Source organism: Cobetia sp. (assembly GCF_983723665.1).
This window is the reverse complement of the sequence record NZ_CFDJES010000068.1, coordinates 1-16,052: the sequence shown is the minus strand read 5'-3', so window position 1 is coordinate 16,052 and position 16,052 is coordinate 1. Positions and strand designations below refer to the sequence as shown.

At 64.0% G+C, this 16,052-nt stretch carries 13 protein-coding genes and 1 pseudogene; 2 read left to right on the top strand and 12 right to left on the bottom strand.

Going from position 1 to position 16,052, the window contains the following annotated elements:
- The 8 genes from pabC to AC4FAH_RS08645 form a co-directional block, all read right to left on the bottom strand.
- Nucleotides 1-754, bottom strand: a 754-nt coding sequence (pabC, locus tag AC4FAH_RS08680) for an aminodeoxychorismate lyase (RefSeq protein WP_490245904.1), incomplete at its 3' end; no start/stop codon positions are given.
- A 118-nt stretch (nucleotides 755-872) separates the two neighbouring features.
- A complete protein-coding gene (fabF, locus tag AC4FAH_RS08675; RefSeq protein WP_043331892.1) occupies nucleotides 873-2,117 on the bottom strand; it encodes a beta-ketoacyl-ACP synthase II in 1,245 nt (414 codons plus the stop codon).
- A gap of 339 nt (nucleotides 2,118-2,456) precedes the next feature.
- The gene (acpP, locus tag AC4FAH_RS08670; RefSeq protein WP_024950601.1) at nucleotides 2,457-2,690 is read right to left on the bottom strand and encodes an acyl carrier protein; all 234 of its coding nucleotides are present in this window, start codon (nucleotides 2,688-2,690) and stop codon (nucleotides 2,457-2,459) included.
- A 100-nt stretch (nucleotides 2,691-2,790) separates the two neighbouring features.
- A complete protein-coding gene (fabG, locus tag AC4FAH_RS08665; RefSeq protein WP_043331893.1) occupies nucleotides 2,791-3,534 on the bottom strand; it encodes a 3-oxoacyl-ACP reductase FabG in 744 nt (247 codons plus the stop codon).
- 60 nt (nucleotides 3,535-3,594) lie between these two features.
- A complete protein-coding gene (fabD, locus tag AC4FAH_RS08660; RefSeq protein ID WP_043331894.1) occupies nucleotides 3,595-4,557 on the bottom strand; it encodes an ACP S-malonyltransferase in 963 nt (320 codons plus the stop codon).
- A gap of 287 nt (nucleotides 4,558-4,844) precedes the next feature.
- The gene (gene plsX, locus AC4FAH_RS08655) at nucleotides 4,845-5,867 is read right to left on the bottom strand and encodes a phosphate acyltransferase PlsX (protein WP_192838427.1); all 1,023 of its coding nucleotides are present in this window, start codon (nucleotides 5,865-5,867) and stop codon (nucleotides 4,845-4,847) included.
- 29 nt (nucleotides 5,868-5,896) lie between these two features.
- Nucleotides 5,897-6,067: a 50S ribosomal protein L32 gene (gene rpmF / locus AC4FAH_RS08650; RefSeq protein WP_065392644.1), complete on the bottom strand. Its 171-nt coding sequence runs from the start codon at nucleotides 6,065-6,067 to the stop codon at nucleotides 5,897-5,899.
- A gap of 33 nt (nucleotides 6,068-6,100) precedes the next feature.
- Nucleotides 6,101-6,631 carry a YceD family protein gene (locus AC4FAH_RS08645; protein WP_107335333.1) on the bottom strand — a complete coding sequence of 177 codons (531 nt, stop codon included), beginning with the start codon at nucleotides 6,629-6,631 and terminating at the stop codon, nucleotides 6,101-6,103.
- 258 nt (nucleotides 6,632-6,889) lie between these two features.
- Here AC4FAH_RS08645 and AC4FAH_RS08640 point away from each other — a divergent pair, with 258 nt between their 5' ends.
- Nucleotides 6,890-7,480: a Maf family protein gene (locus AC4FAH_RS08640; RefSeq protein ID WP_153635258.1), complete on the top strand. Its 591-nt coding sequence runs from the start codon at nucleotides 6,890-6,892 to the stop codon at nucleotides 7,478-7,480.
- Nucleotides 7,481-7,567: 87 nt separating this feature from the next.
- On the opposite strand, the gene AC4FAH_RS08635 is transcribed toward AC4FAH_RS08640, so the two are convergent.
- The 3 genes from AC4FAH_RS08635 to AC4FAH_RS08625 are packed head-to-tail and all read right to left on the bottom strand — an operon-like array spanning nucleotide 7,568 to nucleotide 10,344.
- Entirely contained in the window at nucleotides 7,568-8,671 is a 1,104-nt protein-coding gene (locus AC4FAH_RS08635; protein ID WP_490245903.1) for a S49 family peptidase, read from the bottom strand.
- Nucleotides 8,672-8,705: 34 nt separating this feature from the next.
- Nucleotides 8,706-9,392, bottom strand: coding sequence for an HAD-IA family hydrolase (locus tag AC4FAH_RS08630; protein ID WP_054555006.1), 687 nt, complete (start codon nucleotides 9,390-9,392; stop codon nucleotides 8,706-8,708).
- Nucleotides 9,385-10,344, bottom strand: a complete 960-nt coding sequence (locus tag AC4FAH_RS08625) for an RluA family pseudouridine synthase (protein WP_054555007.1) — start codon at nucleotides 10,342-10,344, stop codon at nucleotides 9,385-9,387. Before AC4FAH_RS08625 ends, AC4FAH_RS08630 begins: the two co-directional genes overlap by 8 nt.
- Before the next feature lie 1,036 nt (nucleotides 10,345-11,380).
- Between AC4FAH_RS08625 and rne the strand changes: the two are divergent.
- Nucleotides 11,381-13,225, top strand: a pseudogene (gene rne, locus AC4FAH_RS08620) (ribonuclease E); the annotation flags it as partial.
- Nucleotides 13,226-15,882: 2,657 nt separating this feature from the next.
- Here rne and AC4FAH_RS08615 read toward each other — a convergent pair.
- Complete coding sequence (locus tag AC4FAH_RS08615) at nucleotides 15,883-16,041, bottom strand: hypothetical protein (protein ID WP_490245905.1); 159 nt, start codon at nucleotides 16,039-16,041, stop codon at nucleotides 15,883-15,885.
- Nucleotides 16,042-16,052: the final 11 nt, after the last annotated feature.

Sequence of the window (16,052 nt, the reverse complement as noted above, 5' to 3'; positions counted from 1 at the left end):
CGGAATTCATGACGACGACCTGCTCGGCCCACGCGAGTGACTCAAGCCCCTCACGGACTCGCTCGAACGTCATCTCGGCCTCAAGCGCCGCCAGCAGCGTGCCCTCGACCCCGGCACGATCAAGACACGGCGTGAACCATCGCCCGTCACGATACCAGGCCAGATTCATGCTGGTGGCCTCGATCAGCTCACCCTGCGCATTGAGCAACAGGCCCTCGCTGATGGCCATGTCGCTCCACTCACGGCGCGCCAGCACGTTCTCGAGCCGGTTGAGGTGCTTGAGCCCTGCCAGTGCCGGTTGCTCGGCCACACGCAGCTCACAGACCCGCGCCGTGATGCCACGCCGCGCCTGCTGATTGACCGCAAAAGGCGTCGCGCGTGCCCGCAAGCGCGTCTCCGGTGACTCAGGTGCCCTGTAGCCCCGCCCGCCGGAGCCGCCGGTGACGATCAGCTTGAGCACTTCAAGCCCCTCGCCCTGGCAGACCGCCAGACAGCCCGCCAGCTCAGCTGACGAAGGCGCTGCAATTCCCAGCCGCTGACAACCGCGCGTCAGGCGCGCCTCGTGCCAGGACCACAGCTGCGGTTGGCCCTCACGCACCAGAATCGTCTCGAACACGCCCTCGCCATAGGCGAGGCCACGGTCATCACTGGGCAGATCGGCGGCAAGCGTCGCAAGAGAGCGCTTGTCGTAAGCGCTCCTTTCATCAGAGGCCCGGTCATCTGAGCTCTTGCTGCCAAAGGCATCAGTCGTCATCGATACAGCCCTCCAGAGAACGGTTGCGGGCACGACACGCAAAGCAGGTGACGCCCCACAGACAAACGCGCCCCCGGATGGGAGCGCGTCTGAGGAGAGAGAACACGAAAGCGTGTGATCAGTCCTTGAGCTTGCCGAACACCAGCGAGCCGTTGGTGCCACCGAAGCCGAACGAGTTGGACAGGGTGTACTCGATCTTCATGTCACGTGCGACGTTGGGCACGTAATCGAGATTGCAGCCCTCGGCCGGGTTGTCCAGGTTGATGGTCGGCGGCGCGATCTGGTCACGCATCGCCAGCACGCAGAACACGGCCTCGACCGCGCCGGCAGCGCCCAGCAGGTGACCGATCATCGACTTGGTGGAGCTGACCGCCACATCACGTGCCGCGTCGCCCAGCACCGACTCGACGGCGAGGCTTTCCGCCTTGTCGCCGGCATTGGTGGAGGTGCCGTGGGCATTGATGTAGTCGATCTGGCTCGGCTCGAGCTTGGCGTCACGGATGGCGTTGCGCATCGCGGCGGCCGCACCACGGCCGTCTTCGGGCGGCGCCGTCATGTGGTGAGCGTCGTCGGACATGCCGAACCCGAGCACCTCGGCGTAGATGGTCGCGCCACGCGCCTTGGCGTGCTCGTACTCTTCCAGCACGACGACACCGGCGCCGTCGGACAGCACGAAGCCATCGCGGTCGCGGTCCCACGGACGGCTGGCCGCCTGCGGATCATCGTTGCGGGTCGACAGCGCACGCGCCGCGGAGAAGCCACCCAGCCCCAGCGGCGTGGTCGCCATCTCGGCACCACCGGCCACCATCACGTCGGCATCGCCATAGGCGATGGTACGTGCGCTGTAACCGATGTTGTGCGTCCCGGTGGTACAGGCGGTGGTGATCGCGATGTTCGGACCACGATAACCGAACTGGATCGCCAGATTGCCGGAGATCATGTTGATGATGGAGCCCGGCACGAAGAACGGCGAGATGCGACGTGCACCGCCCTTCTCCAGCGCCTTGTGGTTGTGCTCGATCATCGGCAGGCCGCCGATACCGGAACCGATGGCGACACCGATGCGCTCGGCGTTGTCTTCGGTGCATTCAATGCCGGAGTCGGTGATGGCCTGGTGGGCCGCCGCGATACCGTATTGGATGAAGAGGTCCATCTTGCGGGCCTCTTTCGGGTTCAGGTACTGACCCACATCGAAGTCCTTGATGGAGCCACCGAAACGGGTATTGAAACCGCTGACATCGAAATGCTCGATGGCCGCGATGCCACTCTTGCCCGCCTTGATGTTGCTCCAGCTTTCCTCGACGGTATTCCCGACCGGGGTTACCAGGCCAAGACCTGTTACCACTACCCTTCTGCGAGGCATCGTGTCTCCTCCAAAACTATCGAATTGGCACGCCAGGGCCATGGACGCCCGGACGGTAATTGAGCGCATTATACAGAAACCTGGCCATGCGTGGGCAGTCGGTTTTCAAGCGCTTTTCTGGCCACTTTCACGAAGGAATTCCGACACTTGCCACAAGGGGACATTTGTCACGAAGCCCACCGCCTACCACCAGGCAATGCGCGCCCTGTCGGCGCGGCATTGCGCAGCACATCCCTGAACGACAAGAGCCGCACTGAGGAACAGTGCGGCTCTTGAACGTACAGACAATTGCATCACGACCATGAGCAACAGGTTGCTCCGTGATCGCTTCAACACACCTTACTGGTGGTTGACGATGTAATCGATAGCTTCCTGCACGGTGGTGATCTTCTCTGCTTCTTCGTCAGGAATTTCAGTATCGAATTCCTCTTCAAGAGCCATCACCAGCTCGACGGTGTCCAGGGAATCGGCGCCCAGGTCTTCAGTGAAAGAGGAAGAGTTCTGGATTTCTTCTTCTTTGGCGTTCAGGCGCTCAGCCACAACCTTCTTGACGCGTTCTTCAATGGTGCTCATTTAACAATCACTCCTAGTGGTACGGAATCCGCAGCTCGAAAAAGCTGGGCGTAGTTTATAGGCCACCCCAAAAGGACGCAACCACGTCCCTGCGTGGGGTTCAGCGCATGTTCATGCCACCGTTCACCTGCAACGTCTCACCGGTAATGTAGCCTGCTGCATCACTGGTCAGGAAGCCGACTGCCGCAGCAATCTCTTCCGGCTGGCCAAGGCGCGCCAGCGGGATGTTGCCGAGCAACGCTTCGTGCTGCGCTTCCGGCAATGCTTCAGTCATGTCAGTGGCAATGAAGCCCGGCGCCACTGAGTTGACGGTAATATTGCGTGACGCGACTTCGCGCGCCAGCGAGCGGGCAAAGCCTTCCATGCCTGCCTTGGCGGCAGCATAGTTGACCTGACCGAGGTTGCCCATGGTCGCGACCACGGACGAGATGTTGACGATGCGGCCGAAGCGCGCCTTGGTCATGCCGCGCAGGCAGCTCTTGCTGACACGGAAGACCGACTTGAGATTGGTGTCGAGCACCGCGTCCCAATCGTCTTCCTTCAAGCGCATCAACAGGTTGTCACGCGTGATGCCGGCATTGTTGACCAGAATGGTCGGGGCGCCGAAGCGCTCGCCGATTTCCTTGAGCACGGCGTCGACGCTGGCCTGATCGGTGACGTTGAGCAGCATGCCCGCGCCTTCGATACCGTGCGCCTCGAGGTCAGCGCCGATGGCCGCTGCCCCTTTCTCGCTGGTGGCAGTACCGATCACGATACGGCCCTGACGGCCGAGTTCACGGGAGATGGCTTGGCCGATGCCACGACTGGCACCGGTCACCAGTGCGATTCTGCGTTCGCTCGTCATCTTGAGTCCTGAGTTGGCTGATCCAAGTCACATGGCCGGCCAGATGGGCCAGCCACGAGCTTACTGATTCTGTTCGGCAGCGGTCTCGCGGGCAAGTTCCAGCGCCGCTTCCAGGCTATCCGGATCATTCACGGCCAGGCCACGTGCCTGACGCTGAATGCGCTTGCCAAGGCCGGTCAACACCTTGCCCGGGCCGCATTCGATGAAGCTGCGCGCGCCACTATCGAACATGGCATTGACGCAATCGGTCCAGCGCACCGGCTGATAGAGCTGCTCGATCAGACGCTGACGCAGTGTCTCGACATCGTCATGCGCCTTGGCATCGACATTCTGGATGACGGTATAGCGCGGCGCACGGAAATCGATGGCATTCATCGCCTCGGCCAGCTTGTCGGCCGCCGGGCGCATCAGATCACAATGCGACGGTACCGACACCGGCAGCGGCATGGCGCGCTTGGCACCCGCTTCCTGACATGCCGCGATGGCACGCTCGACGGCAGCGGTGCCACCGGCGATGACGACCTGTCCCGGCGCATTGTAGTTGACTGCCGCGACCACTTCACCCTGTGCCGCACTGGCACAGGCGGCTTCGACCTGGGCATTCTCGAGACCGAGAATGGCTGCCATCGCGCCCTGGCCCTGCGGCACGGCAGTCTGCATGGCTTCGCCGCGCAGATTGACCAGCTTGACGCCCTCGGCGAAACCGATCACGCCAGCGCAGACCATGGCGCTGTATTCACCCAGGGAGTGACCGGCCATGCGCGCCGGGCGCGGGCCTTCCAGCTCCTGCCAGACGCGCCAGATGGCGACACTGGCGGTCAGAAGCGCCGGCTGGGTCAGCTCGGTACGATTGAGCTCCTCCGCCGGGCCTTCCTGTGTCAGGTGCCAGAGATCGCGCCCCAGCGCGTCAGAGGCTTCCTCGAAGGTAGTGCGGACCACGCTATAGCGCTCCGCCAGCTCCCGCAGCATGCCGACCTGCTGGGAGCCCTGTCCCGGGAAGATGAGGGCCAGGGAATCTGTCATTGCTGTCACCATTTCCATCTGTTCAGGTGGGACTGACACGGGTCAAGAAACCCGATTTCCACTGGCTCGCAAGCGAGACGACCACTGTCGTGTCTCACGCTTCTGCCAGGGGAAAGCCTGCTTCCTGTCATTTACGTCATGCTGCTGTCCTGCGGGGGCTTCCTGTAGGAGCTGCCTGCCCCTGATTCCCGTCCGCCTTCACCGCCCGGCCGCGAAGCGCTGGCATTGTCGCACCGTGTGCGCCGAAGCTCGACCCCAACAGGAACAAATCAGACCAATTTACTCATTCAGCGTGAGTATGTGCCTTCCAGGGCCTGCGCCAGGCGCGAGGGCAACTGCTCGCGAGCCTCGCTGGCCGCGCGCGTGACGGCAAAGGCAAAGCCTTCCGCCGCCGCGCCGCCGTGGCTCTTCACCACCACGCTTGCCAGGCCCAGCAGGCTAGCGCCGTTGTAGCGCACCGGATCCAGTTCACGCGAGAGTCGTGTCAGCGCCGGGCGCGCCAGCCAGGCCATCAAACGCGTGCGCCAGCTGGCCGCCAGGGTCGCCCCCAGCTGCGCCGACAGCATCTGCGCAAGCCCTTCACTGCTCTTGAGCACGACATTGCCGACGAAGCCGTCACAGACCACCACATCTACCTTGCCGGAGAAGAGGTCGCCGCCCTCGACAAAGCCAAGGTAGTCGAAATCCGACTCGCTGCCAGCCAACAGGGCGTGCGCTTCCTGCACCTGTGCAGTCCCCTTGACCGACTCGACCCCCACGTTGAGCAGCCCCACTCGTGGACGCTCGACCGCGTCGATGAGGCGACTGCGCATCGCGCCCATACGGGCGAACGCCAGCAGATGGTGCGGTGCGACATCGACGTTGGCGCCGAGATCCAGCAGGCTGCAGGCGCGCGCGCCGCGCGTGGGCACCGCGGCACAGATGGCAGGTCGCTCCACCCCTTTCACTCTTCCCACTTCGCGCATGCCCAGCGCCATCAAGGCGCCGGTATTGCCGGCACTGACACAGGCATCCGCCTGGCCGTTCGCCACCAGGCCCAGGGCCTGAGACATGCTGCTGGGCTCGCGGCTGCGCAGGACGCGGGACGGGCGAGCATCAGACGCGACAATGCCGTCGACAGCGAGTGTCTGAAGGCGATCACGAACACGAGAGAGTGAAGCAGGGAGGGAGTCTAACTCGGCATCCAGTAGATGCTGCGGGCCGACCAGGATGGCGCTGAGTTGCGAGTCTCGCAACAGCGCACTGGCCGTGCCCCGTAACGTAGCGCGGGGACCGAAGTCCCCGCCCATCGTATCGATGGCGATACGCACGGCGTTACGCCGCGCGCTGCATCAATGCCTTATGCATCAACGACTTTGCGGCCACGGTAGAAACCGTCGGCAGAGACGTGGTGACGCAGGTGAACTGTACCGGTTTCCTTGTCCTGGGACAGGGTCGGTGCAGTCAGGGCATCGTGGCTACGACGCATGCCACGCTTGGAACGAGTTTTGCGGTTCTGCTGAACTGCCATGGGGATTACTCCAATCTTGTCGACAAATTGAGTTCAGTGCTTGTCCTTCAGGGTGCGAAGCACACTGAATGGATTCACAGCGGGTGCGTCCGAGGCCTCGGGTTCCACACCGCTGGCCAGCTGGTCGCGAGAGACGGCACAATCGGCCTCCTCGTGGTAGACCACCTGCGGCAGGACCAGGAGCACTTCATCCTCGATCACTGTCAGGAGATCCAGCTGTTCGTTTTCCACCACTACCGGCTCGTACTCACCGGGCAGCTGCGCCGCCAGCGCATCGCTGGTCACCAGACCCAACAGGAACTCGCTGGAAAGCGGCTCCGGCTCGGTGGGTCCCAGACAACGCTGACATAGCAGACTTGCCTCGAAGGCGATGGAGCCTTCGATGAAGCTGCGACGTTGAGTGTCGATGTCAAAGGTCATGGAGACGCTGACGTCCCCTTCCTGAGCACCGATGGCCTCAACAACACGGGGCATGTTCGCCAGTGGAATCACGCCTTCAAGGCGTTTACCCGCTGACGCCAGCCGGTAGGGCTCGACCTTGGTCGGCAGTCTTGTGGTCAACATAGGCGCGCCATAATAGGGATTCCCCCTCCCGGTGTCAAAATGCATGAGCAACTTGTTGCTTTTGCCAGCCCCCTCACCATCACGCTTTCACGTCGATATGCGACAACTGACACTGGGCTACACGTCCAGCGCGCGATTGTACGCGCCTGACGCTTCAATGCCGAGAGGATTTACGGCATCCTGCAGCCCTTGTTTTTCAAATACTTGCCGCGCGCCGCCCAGCCAATGCCCGCAACGCGCCCCGACGGGAGAGCCATGATGACTCCACTGGTCCTGGCGTCCAGCTCACGCTGGCGTCGTGAACTGCTTGAACGCCTCGGGCTGCCCTTCACCTGGACAGCCCCCAGTATCGATGAGACGCCGCGGCGCGCAGAAAGTGCCGAGACACTGGTCCATCGTCTGGCACTCGGCAAGGCCAACGTCGTGGCGGATGCCTACTCCCACCACCTGATCATCGGCAGCGATCAGGTCGCCGTCTTCGAGGGCGAGATACTGGGCAAGCCGGCGGATCTGTCAGCCGCACGCGCCCAGCTGGCGCGCTTCTCCGGGCGTCGCGTGCGCTTCGTGACCGGCCTGGCGCTGATCGACACCCAATCCGCGCGTCACTGGGTCTGCCATGAAGACTACGAGGTCGTCTTCCGCTCCCTGACCAGCGCCGAGATCGAACGCTACGTCGAGCGTGAACGCCCCCTCGACAGCGCCGGCAGCTTCCGCATGGAAGGACTGGGCATCACGCTCTTCGAGCGTCTCGAGGGGCGTGATCCCAACAGCCTGATCGGCCTGCCGCTGATTCGCCTGTGCGAACTGCTGCGCGAGGCAGGCGTCGACCCTCTGCTGGATGCGCCGTGATTCTGAGAGACACCTTAACCCTGAGAGGCACCGCGCCCCCGAGAGACACCGCAGCCCTGAGCGACGAGGGCTGCGGCCCTGGCTCGCCTACCAGGGCAGGCGGTAGCTGACCGGCGACACCGTCGTCTCGAGCCCCATCGCACTGACCATCACACCGGCGAAGCGCCGCGTGAAGCGCTCGAAGGGGTCCTGACGCGGCGTGTAATCGTGCAGCTCCGCCTCTGGCGTCAGCTCCGCTGCCAGCTCTTCCAGCGTGCCGGTACGATCGACCAGCCCCAGCCCCCGCGCCTGCTCGCCGGTCCAGATCAGCCCCGAGAACAGCTCGGGATCGTCCTTGAGGCGCTCACCGCGCCCGGCCTTGACCGCCGCGATGAACTGCTGGTGCGTCGTGGCCAGCACGCTCTGCCAGAAGGCACGCTGGTCCGGCGAGATTTCCGAGAACGGATCAAGAAACGCCTTGTTGTCTCCCGCCGTGAACACGCGACGCTCGATATCCAGCTTCTCCATCGGCCCCTTGAGCCCGAAGCTTGAGGAAATCACGCCGATGGAGCCCACCAGGCTCGAGGGTGCCGCGATGATCTCGCCGGCGCCGGCCGCCATGTAATAGGCACCACTGGCGCCCAGGTCTTCAATCACCGCGATCACCGGCTTGTCGCCCCGCTCGCGCAGCCGCATCAGCTCGTCATAGACGCGCTGGGACTGCACCGGGCTGCCACCGGGCGAGTTGATGTCGAGCACCACCGCCACGGAGACCGGTGACTCCCAGGCCGCGCGCAGCCCCTTGATGATGCGCTCGGCATTGGCTTCGCCATCCGCTTCGATCACGCCCTTCACGCGCACCACGCCCAGATGCTGCTCGCCGGGCAGCGCCGCTGGCTGGCTGCCGAGCGTGAACAGAGTCACCGAGGTCGCGATCGAGGCGATGAACAGCAACGCGAACAGGAAGCGGAAGAACAGCTTCCAGCGCCGCGAACGACGCTGCTCGGTGACCACGCCCTGCACCCAGCGGTCCATCATCTCGAGCTGCGCGGTACGCTCGCGCGCCTGCCAGTCCACCTCTCGCTCGGAGGCGTCAGCCGCGCCCTGTCCACTCATGCCCTGCTCACTCATGCCCTGCCCGCTCAAGCCCGCTTCGCTCTCGTCCTTGCCACCCGCGCCTTCACGCCAGGGATCCTGCGGCCTGTCACTCATCGATTGCTGCTCCTGTGCTGGGCGATCGCGGCCGTTACCTGGCCACGTACAGCCAATCCATCAATTCATCGAAATGCGAGACGATACGCTGCGGCGCACAGGCCTCAAGGCGCGGCACACTGTGTACGCCGTAGTCGACACCGACACTGTGCATGCCAAGGGCACGCGCCATTTCCAGATCATATTCGGTATCGCCGACCATCAGCGCCTCATGCGCCTCAACGTTCAGCTCGGCCAGCAACTCCTCGAGCATGCGAGGGTGCGGCTTGGACAGCGTCAGGTCCGCGGTGCGCGAGGCATGGAACCAGTCACCGCAATCATGGGCCGTGAACATGCGGTCCAGCCCGCGGCGGCTCTTGCCCGTCGCGACGGCCAGCAGCTGCTCGGGATGGCGACGCAGACGCTGGATGCCGGCCTCGACACCGGGGAAGAAGTCCAGCGGCGTGGTATCGACCGCCACGAAATGCGCCTTGTAGGCCGCGACCAGCGCCTCGCACTGCTCGGCCGTCGCCCCCGGGAACAGGCGCTCCATGGCTTCGGGCAGCCCGAGCCCGATGATGTCGCGCGCCGCATGGGCAGGCAGCTCGCCCATGCCCGTCGCCAGTGAGGCCGCCTGCAGGCAGTCGACGATACGCGCCTCGGAATCCATCAGGGTGCCATCCCAGTCGAAGATGACCAGGCGATAGCGCGGCTGCGGAAGTCCTGCGGTGAGATCAGTCATGACGAGCTCCCAGCTCTCTGGCAGTGGCGAGAACGCGCTTCATCCGCTTGTCCAGCGGCGCGCGCACGGTGACGGTTCGCCCGTCGATCGGATCAGGAAAGCTGAGCTGGGCGGCATGCAGGAACAGGCGCTCCAGCCCGACCTTCTTCGCCAGGGCATTGCCGCGCTCGGTGCCGTACTTGGTATCGCCGAGCAGCGGGTGGCCGGCATGCACCGAATGCACGCGAATCTGGTGGGTACGCCCGGTGATCGGCTCGGCCTCGACCAGCGTCATGCTCGGATAGGCCTCACGCACCGCGTAGCGGGTGCTGGCCGTCTTGCCGGCCTCATCGACACGCACCCGACGCTCACCATTGCCACCGTCATAGCGCTCCAGCGGCGCATTGACATAATCGCGGCGTGAATCCCAGCGCCCCTCGACCAGCGCCAGATACAGCTTGGTCATCTTGTGGGCCTTGAGGTCGGCATTGAGCTGCAACAGCGCAGCCCGCGACTTGGCCAGCAGAATGCAGCCGGAGGTATCACGGTCCAGGCGGTGCACCAGCTCCAGGAACGGCAGGTCGGCGCGAATCTGGCGCATGGCCTCGATCAGGCCGATCTTGACGCCGCTGCCGCCGTGCACGGCAAGCCCCGAGGGCTTGTTGATGACCATGAAGTCATCCGTCTCGCGCACGATGCAGCCCGCCAGCACCTCGCGCAGATTGTCACTGACCTCCTGCACGGCGGCTTCCGGCGAGAGGCGCAGCGGCGGCACCCGCACCAGATCACCCGCCTGCAGGCGGTAATCGACCTTGATGCGCTTCTTGTTCACGCGCACTTCACCCTTGCGCACGATGCGATAGATCAACGCCTTGGGTGCGCCCTTGAGGCGGGTACGCAGAAAGTTGTCGATGCGCTGCCCGGCCAATTCCGGGGCAACCTCGATCCACTGGACTGATTGGCCTTCGGCCATGTCGCACTCCTTTCCGGCCCCGCCTTCGCGCGGCCTGCTCATCTTGTTGCCGTGCGCCTGGGCGCACTCAGACCGGTCATTCTACGGTGTCATGCGACCAATGGGGAATCATCGTGCCATATGCCGCTCTCATCCGCGGCTCGCCGGGCCTCGTATCTCGGGCGATGTAGCGAAGCGTTTGATCTGGCAGCTGAATTGCTGGTACATACCTTTACTGGTATATTCGAGCGCAGTGAGATGGGCCTTCTCTATATGCCCGATCATCGTCTCCGCAGCCCTGTCACAGCGGCCGGAAAAACGGCGCACCCGGCACTTCAACAAGGTGCTTCACGCCGGCGGAGAGGGTCAGATGGCCCGCAATGAAGCAACGCGCACCGACATCAGCACCGTGCAGGTCACGCAAGCACCCTGTTGTCATCTACCCTGTCGGTAGCGTGCTGTCCCGCGCATCGCACCTGTCAATCACAGGCAGCGAAGGCCGCCCCAAGGACAGTCATTCGCGGCCAGTGGCCAGACCAACAGCTGACGCAAAACATCGATGTCGCTCAGGTCTCACAGGACCTGATGACGATATCAGCGGGCGCGGAACGCATGACGCCGCGCGCCGCAGCGCAATCGCCCTTCGAGCCTTCGTTGCAGACTCCACGAGATGATGTCGCGGGAGCCCGAAAGCCGCCTGCGCAGGCAAGACAGCAAGACGCCCAGTCATTCATGGGCCAACGACACAAGACCGCTCGGGCATGAAGCCCGGGTAATCATTCGATATCCGTGCCGAAGGCCGGCGTCGATGAATCGGCAAATGCCAGGTGTTAGGGAAGAGACCGCAGGGCCGGAGGAGTACAAATCCCCGCAACACGTCCTGCCTCTTCCAAGTACTCAACATGATCATGCCGCATGTGGCCCGTCCACGGACTTGCCTGCATGCGAAAAACGCATTCCACGACATGCGCTGAGCACAACACGAAGCGGAAAACGGTTCCTCGTCGCCGACGCACAATGCGGCTGCCCTTCGGCACGCCCAGTCTAGCGAGACGACATGAAACGGATGCTCATCAACGCGACCCAGCCGGAAGAGCTGCGCGTCGCACTGGTCGACGGACAACGCCTTTACGATCTCGACATCGAGTCCGGCGCCCGCGAACAGAAGAAAGCCAATATCTACCGCGGCAAGATCACCCGCATCGAGCCCAGCCTCGAAGCCTGCTTCGTCGACTTCGGCGCCGAGCGCCACGGCTTCCTGCCGCTCAAGGAAATCTCCCGCGAGTACTTCTCCAAGGACCCCGGCCAGGGCCGTCCCAACATTCGTGAAGTGCTCAAGGAAGGCCAGGAAGTCATCGTCCAGGTCGACAAGGAAGAACGTGGCAACAAGGGCGCCGCCCTGACCACCTTCATCAGTCTGGCCGGCCGCTTCCTCGTGCTGATGCCCAACAACCCGCGTGCCGGTGGCATCTCCCGCCGTATCGAGGGCGAAGAGCGCGCTCAGCTGAAGGAAGCGATGAACAGCCTGACCCTGCCGGACAAGATGGGCGTCATCGTGCGCACCGCCGGCATCGGCAAGAGCGCCGAAGAGCTGCAGTGGGACCTCGACTATCTCGCCCAGGTGTGGGACGCGGTGACCAAGGCCGCTTCCAGCCGCCCTGCCCCCTTCCTGATCTACCGTGAATCCAACGTCATCATCCGTGCCATGCGCGACTACCTGCGCAATGACATCGGTGAGGTGCTGATCGACTCTCCGGAAGTCCAGGAAGAAGCGCTGTCCTTCGTGCGTCAGGTGATGCCGAGCTACCAGCAGAAGATCAAGCTCTACGAAGACGACGTGCCGCTGTTCTCGCGCTTCCAGATCGAATCCCAGATCGAGACCGCCTACCAGCGTGAAGTGAAGCTGCCCTCCGGTGGCGCCATCGTCATCGACCACACCGAAGCCCTCGTCTCCATCGATATCAACTCCGCTCGCGCCACCCGCGGCAGTGATATCGAGGAAACCGCGCTGCAGACCAACCTGGAGGCCTCCGACGAGATCGCCCGCCAGCTGCGTCTGCGCGACATCGGCGGCCTGGTGGTGATCGATTTCATCGACATGACGCCGGCACGCAACCAGCGTGAGGTCGAGAATCGTGTGCGCGACGCGCTCAAGATTGACCGCGCTCGCGTCCAGATCGGTCGCATCTCACGCTTCGGCCTGATGGAAATGTCGCGTCAGCGTCTGCGCCCCTCACTGGGCGAGACCAGCGGCGTGGTCTGCCCGCGTTGTGACGGCCAGGGCACCATCCGTGACGTGCGCTCCATGGCGCTCTCCATCATGCGTCTGATCGAAGAAGAGGCCATGAAGGAGCGCAGCTCGCAGATCCGCGCCATCCTGCCGGTGCCGGTCGCGACCTACCTGCTCAACGAGAAACGCGCCACGCTGTTCGACATCGAACGTCGTCAGGGCGTGAATGTCGTGCTGCTGCCGAACCCGGAACTCGACACGCCGCACTACGAAGTCGTGCGTCTGCGTGATGACCACGTCGATGAAGACGGTGCCGACAAGTCCAGCTTCGAGCTGTCCGTCGAGACCGAAGTCGGCAAGGAACCGGATCCGAACTTCGACAAGCCGCCGGCGCGCACTGAAGCAGCCGTCAAGAGCGTGTCCCACACCACGCCTGCCCCGGTTGCCGCACCGGAAGCGCCTGCCGCAGCGCCCGCCGCAGTGGCCGAGACCGCTGACAGCAGCAATGACAGCGATAGCCGCAACGGCAACGGCAAGAACAACGGCAATCGTCGTCGCAACGGCAACGGCAGCAGCAACGGTCGCAACCGCCAGGAGTCGCGCAACGAGTCTCGTAATGACACTCGCAGCGAAGGCCGCAACGACAGCCGTCAGAGCTCGCGCAATGACAACCGTCAGGGCAACCGTTCGAGCCAGGGCAATGACACCCGCGCTCAGGCCAGCAAGCAGGAAGTCGTGGCGCAGCCTTCAGCCCAGACTCCCGCCAGGACTGCCGCTCCGGCCGCCGGTGGCGGCCTGCTGTCGCGCTTGGCCCGAGGCTTCAGCCGCCTGCTGGGCAATGACAGCGACACCGCCGTGCCGGCCAAGTCCAGCGAAGCCCGCAAGGCACTGGAAAAGGCCCGCGAGCGTCGCGAGACCGTCAGTGAAGCCAGCGCTCCGGCAGCGGCTCGCAACGACTCCCGCAATGGCCGCAACGCTGAACGTAGCAACGACCGCAACAACGACCGCAGCAACGACGGCCGTGGCAATGAGCGTGATGACAACCGCAAGGACTCCCGTCGTCGCAATGACAACGCGTCACGCAACAACGATGGCGAGTCACGCAACAGCGGCAACGATTCCCGTGGCAACGACGCTGACAGCAGCAGCCAGAACGATGGCCGCAGCAACAACAAGCGCCGTCAGCGCAACGACCGTGGCAACCGTCGCAAGTCCAACGAGTCGCGTCAGGACAGCCAGCAGGAAATCGTCACCAACGACAGCAAGCCGCAGGCCGAACCGGAGCAGACGCCGCAGGCTGACAACAGCCCGAAAGCCGAAGCCAGGAGCAGCGACAGCCAGAACGCCAAGGCCGACAACGCCAGCAAGCGCGATTCCGGCAAGCGCAGCGACAAGCCGGCCCGTGGTGAAAAGCCGGCCAAGACTGACAAGGCCGAGCAGGTCGACAGCAAGCAGGCACGCGAGTCCATCAAGGCGGCCGAACAGGCCGAGCAGGTGGAACAGCAGGTCAGCAGCGAAGACCAGCAGACCCGCAACAACCCGCGTGTGCGCAGCCGTCAGCATGCTCTGAACCCGCAGGCGGTCGAAGAGCAGAAGTCGCTCAAGGCCATGACGCTGGCAGGCCCGCAGGCCGCCGCTGCTCCGGCAGCCGCCGCTGCGGTGCCGGCCATTGCCGAGGAAGGTGCCGAAGCCATCAGCGCCACCACCGCTACCCCGCAAGGCGACGACAGCGCTCCGCAGGCTGAAACCAGTGCTCCGCAGGGTGAAAACAGCACCGCGGCACAGGACGCGCCGGCCAGCGCCAAGCAGTCTGCCAGCGCAGACCTCACGGCTGCCGTTGCACCGGAAGTCAGCGAGCCGAGCAACGAGGCGCTGAAAGAGACGGTAGCGCCTGAGTCAGCGGCATCCGATGCGCAAGCGTCTGAGTCTGAGCCAGCGACAGCGGAAGTGCCCGAGCCGGTCGTCGAAGTACCTGTCGAAGCACCAGTCGAAGAGGCGTCCGAAGCGCCTGTCACCGACGCTCACCAGGCGCAGAAGACTGAGCAACACGCCGCCCAGCGCACTGAGCAGCATGCCGTCCAGCAGCCAAGCGTGCACCAGCCGCAGGCCAGCGCAGCTGACGACGCCGTCGACACGCCGGCCGTCACCGCGGCAGAAGTCGCGCCGGAAGCCGCGGCCGATGAGCAGTCGCTGAAGGAAAGCGTGACCAGCGAAGCCGCTGTGTCTGAAGCGCCAGCCGTCGCCGAGCAAGGCGTCCAGGCACCGGCCGCCGAAGCGCAAGCTGCCGAGCAGACCGAAGCTCAGGCACCTGTCGCTGAAGCAGAGGAAGCGATCGCCGCTGAAGCCGACACTGCCAGCCAGCCTGCGCAGCCTGTGGCGGAAGAACCTGCCGTGGAAGAACCTGCCGTGGAAGCAGCCGCCGCTGAACAGCCTGTACAGGAGGCCGCGCACGAAGAGACTCCTCAGCAGACTGAGACCAGCGAGTCGAAGGTGACGCAAAGCGCTAGCGCTACTGAAGTGGCCAGCACAGAGATTGAGCCTGCCGTCAGCACTGAGCGCACCGCAGATACTGTCGCTGAAGCTACGGAAGGCTCTCAATCAGCTGAAGGCTCTCAATCAGCTGAAGGCTCTGATTCTGCTGACGGCTCTGATGCTACTGCTGAAGGTGCCGAAAGCGCCGTCAACGTCAGCGCCAGCGTCGAGAATGCGCCGGCCGAGGCAGCGTTCGCGACTGCCGAACGTCACGACAATGTCGCCGTGGCGCAAGCCGTGAGCGACGACTCCCATACAGGGGAAGTCGCTGACAGCGAGCACAAGCAGGCACCGAGCGAGCAAGGCGAGATGACAGCGGCAGAAGGCGTGCAGCAGGACAGCACGCAGCCAGCCACCGAGACCCGCCGTCGCCGTGGCGAACGCGCCTACAACGATCCGCGCGAAGTGCGTCGTCGTGAGCGTGAAGCTGCCGAACGTGCTGCTGCACAACAGGCCAGCGCAGAGACTCAGGACACGACCGCTCAGGATGACAGCAACACGTCTCACTGAGTCCTGAGGCTGGCGCCCTGCCCCTGCCGTCACTCTGACGCCCATTTCAGCCACAAGCGCTGAAGGGGGCGCCAGAAAGGCAGCAAGACAGGGTCTAGCCAGGGTCTATGCCAAGGTCTGCCAGCCGCTCCCGTTGAGCAGCAAGTCAGATGAAAACAAGAACGCCCCGCAGGCAAGCCTGCGGGGCGTTCTTGTTTTCAGTGCATGCTATTTTCAGCGCTTGGTGTGCGTGCCTTCACTTCAGCGCAGGTCTCGTGTGCACGACTCTGGGCCTCAGCCCTCGGGCCTCACCCTTCAGGCATCATCCCCAGCTCCCGCGGCTCCTGCTCGAGCCAGACCCCGAAGCGGGTGTGGACTGCCTCACGCACCTCCTGCGCCAGTGCCAGCAGCTCCGTGACGGCGCCCTCGCCGAAGTGCACCAGCACCAGCGCCTGCTGAGCATGCACGCCGACATGGC

Excerpts from the sequence above, each read along its gene's own strand:
- fabF (WP_043331892.1), bottom strand. The coding sequence starts at position 2,117 with ATGCCTCGCAGAAGGGTAGTGGTAACAGGTCTTGGCCTGGTAACCCCG.
- fabD (WP_043331894.1), bottom strand. The coding sequence starts at position 4,557 with ATGACAGATTCCCTGGCCCTCATCTTCCCGGGACAGGGCTCCCAGCAG.
- rpmF (WP_065392644.1), bottom strand. The coding sequence starts at position 6,067 with ATGGCAGTTCAGCAGAACCGCAAAACTCGTTCCAAGCGTGGCATGCGT.
- fabG (WP_043331893.1), bottom strand. The coding sequence starts at position 3,534 with ATGACGAGCGAACGCAGAATCGCACTGGTGACCGGTGCCAGTCGTGGC.
- AC4FAH_RS08645 (WP_107335333.1), bottom strand. The coding sequence starts at position 6,631 with ATGTTGACCACAAGACTGCCGACCAAGGTCGAGCCCTACCGGCTGGCG.
- AC4FAH_RS08625 (WP_054555007.1), bottom strand. The coding sequence starts at position 10,344 with ATGGCCGAAGGCCAATCAGTCCAGTGGATCGAGGTTGCCCCGGAATTG.
- acpP (WP_024950601.1), bottom strand. The coding sequence starts at position 2,690 with ATGAGCACCATTGAAGAACGCGTCAAGAAGGTTGTGGCTGAGCGCCTG.
- AC4FAH_RS08630 (WP_054555006.1), bottom strand. The coding sequence starts at position 9,392 with ATGACTGATCTCACCGCAGGACTTCCGCAGCCGCGCTATCGCCTGGTC.
- AC4FAH_RS08640 (WP_153635258.1), top strand. The coding sequence starts at position 6,890 with ATGACTCCACTGGTCCTGGCGTCCAGCTCACGCTGGCGTCGTGAACTG.
- AC4FAH_RS08635 (WP_490245903.1), bottom strand. The coding sequence starts at position 8,671 with ATGAGTGACAGGCCGCAGGATCCCTGGCGTGAAGGCGCGGGTGGCAAG.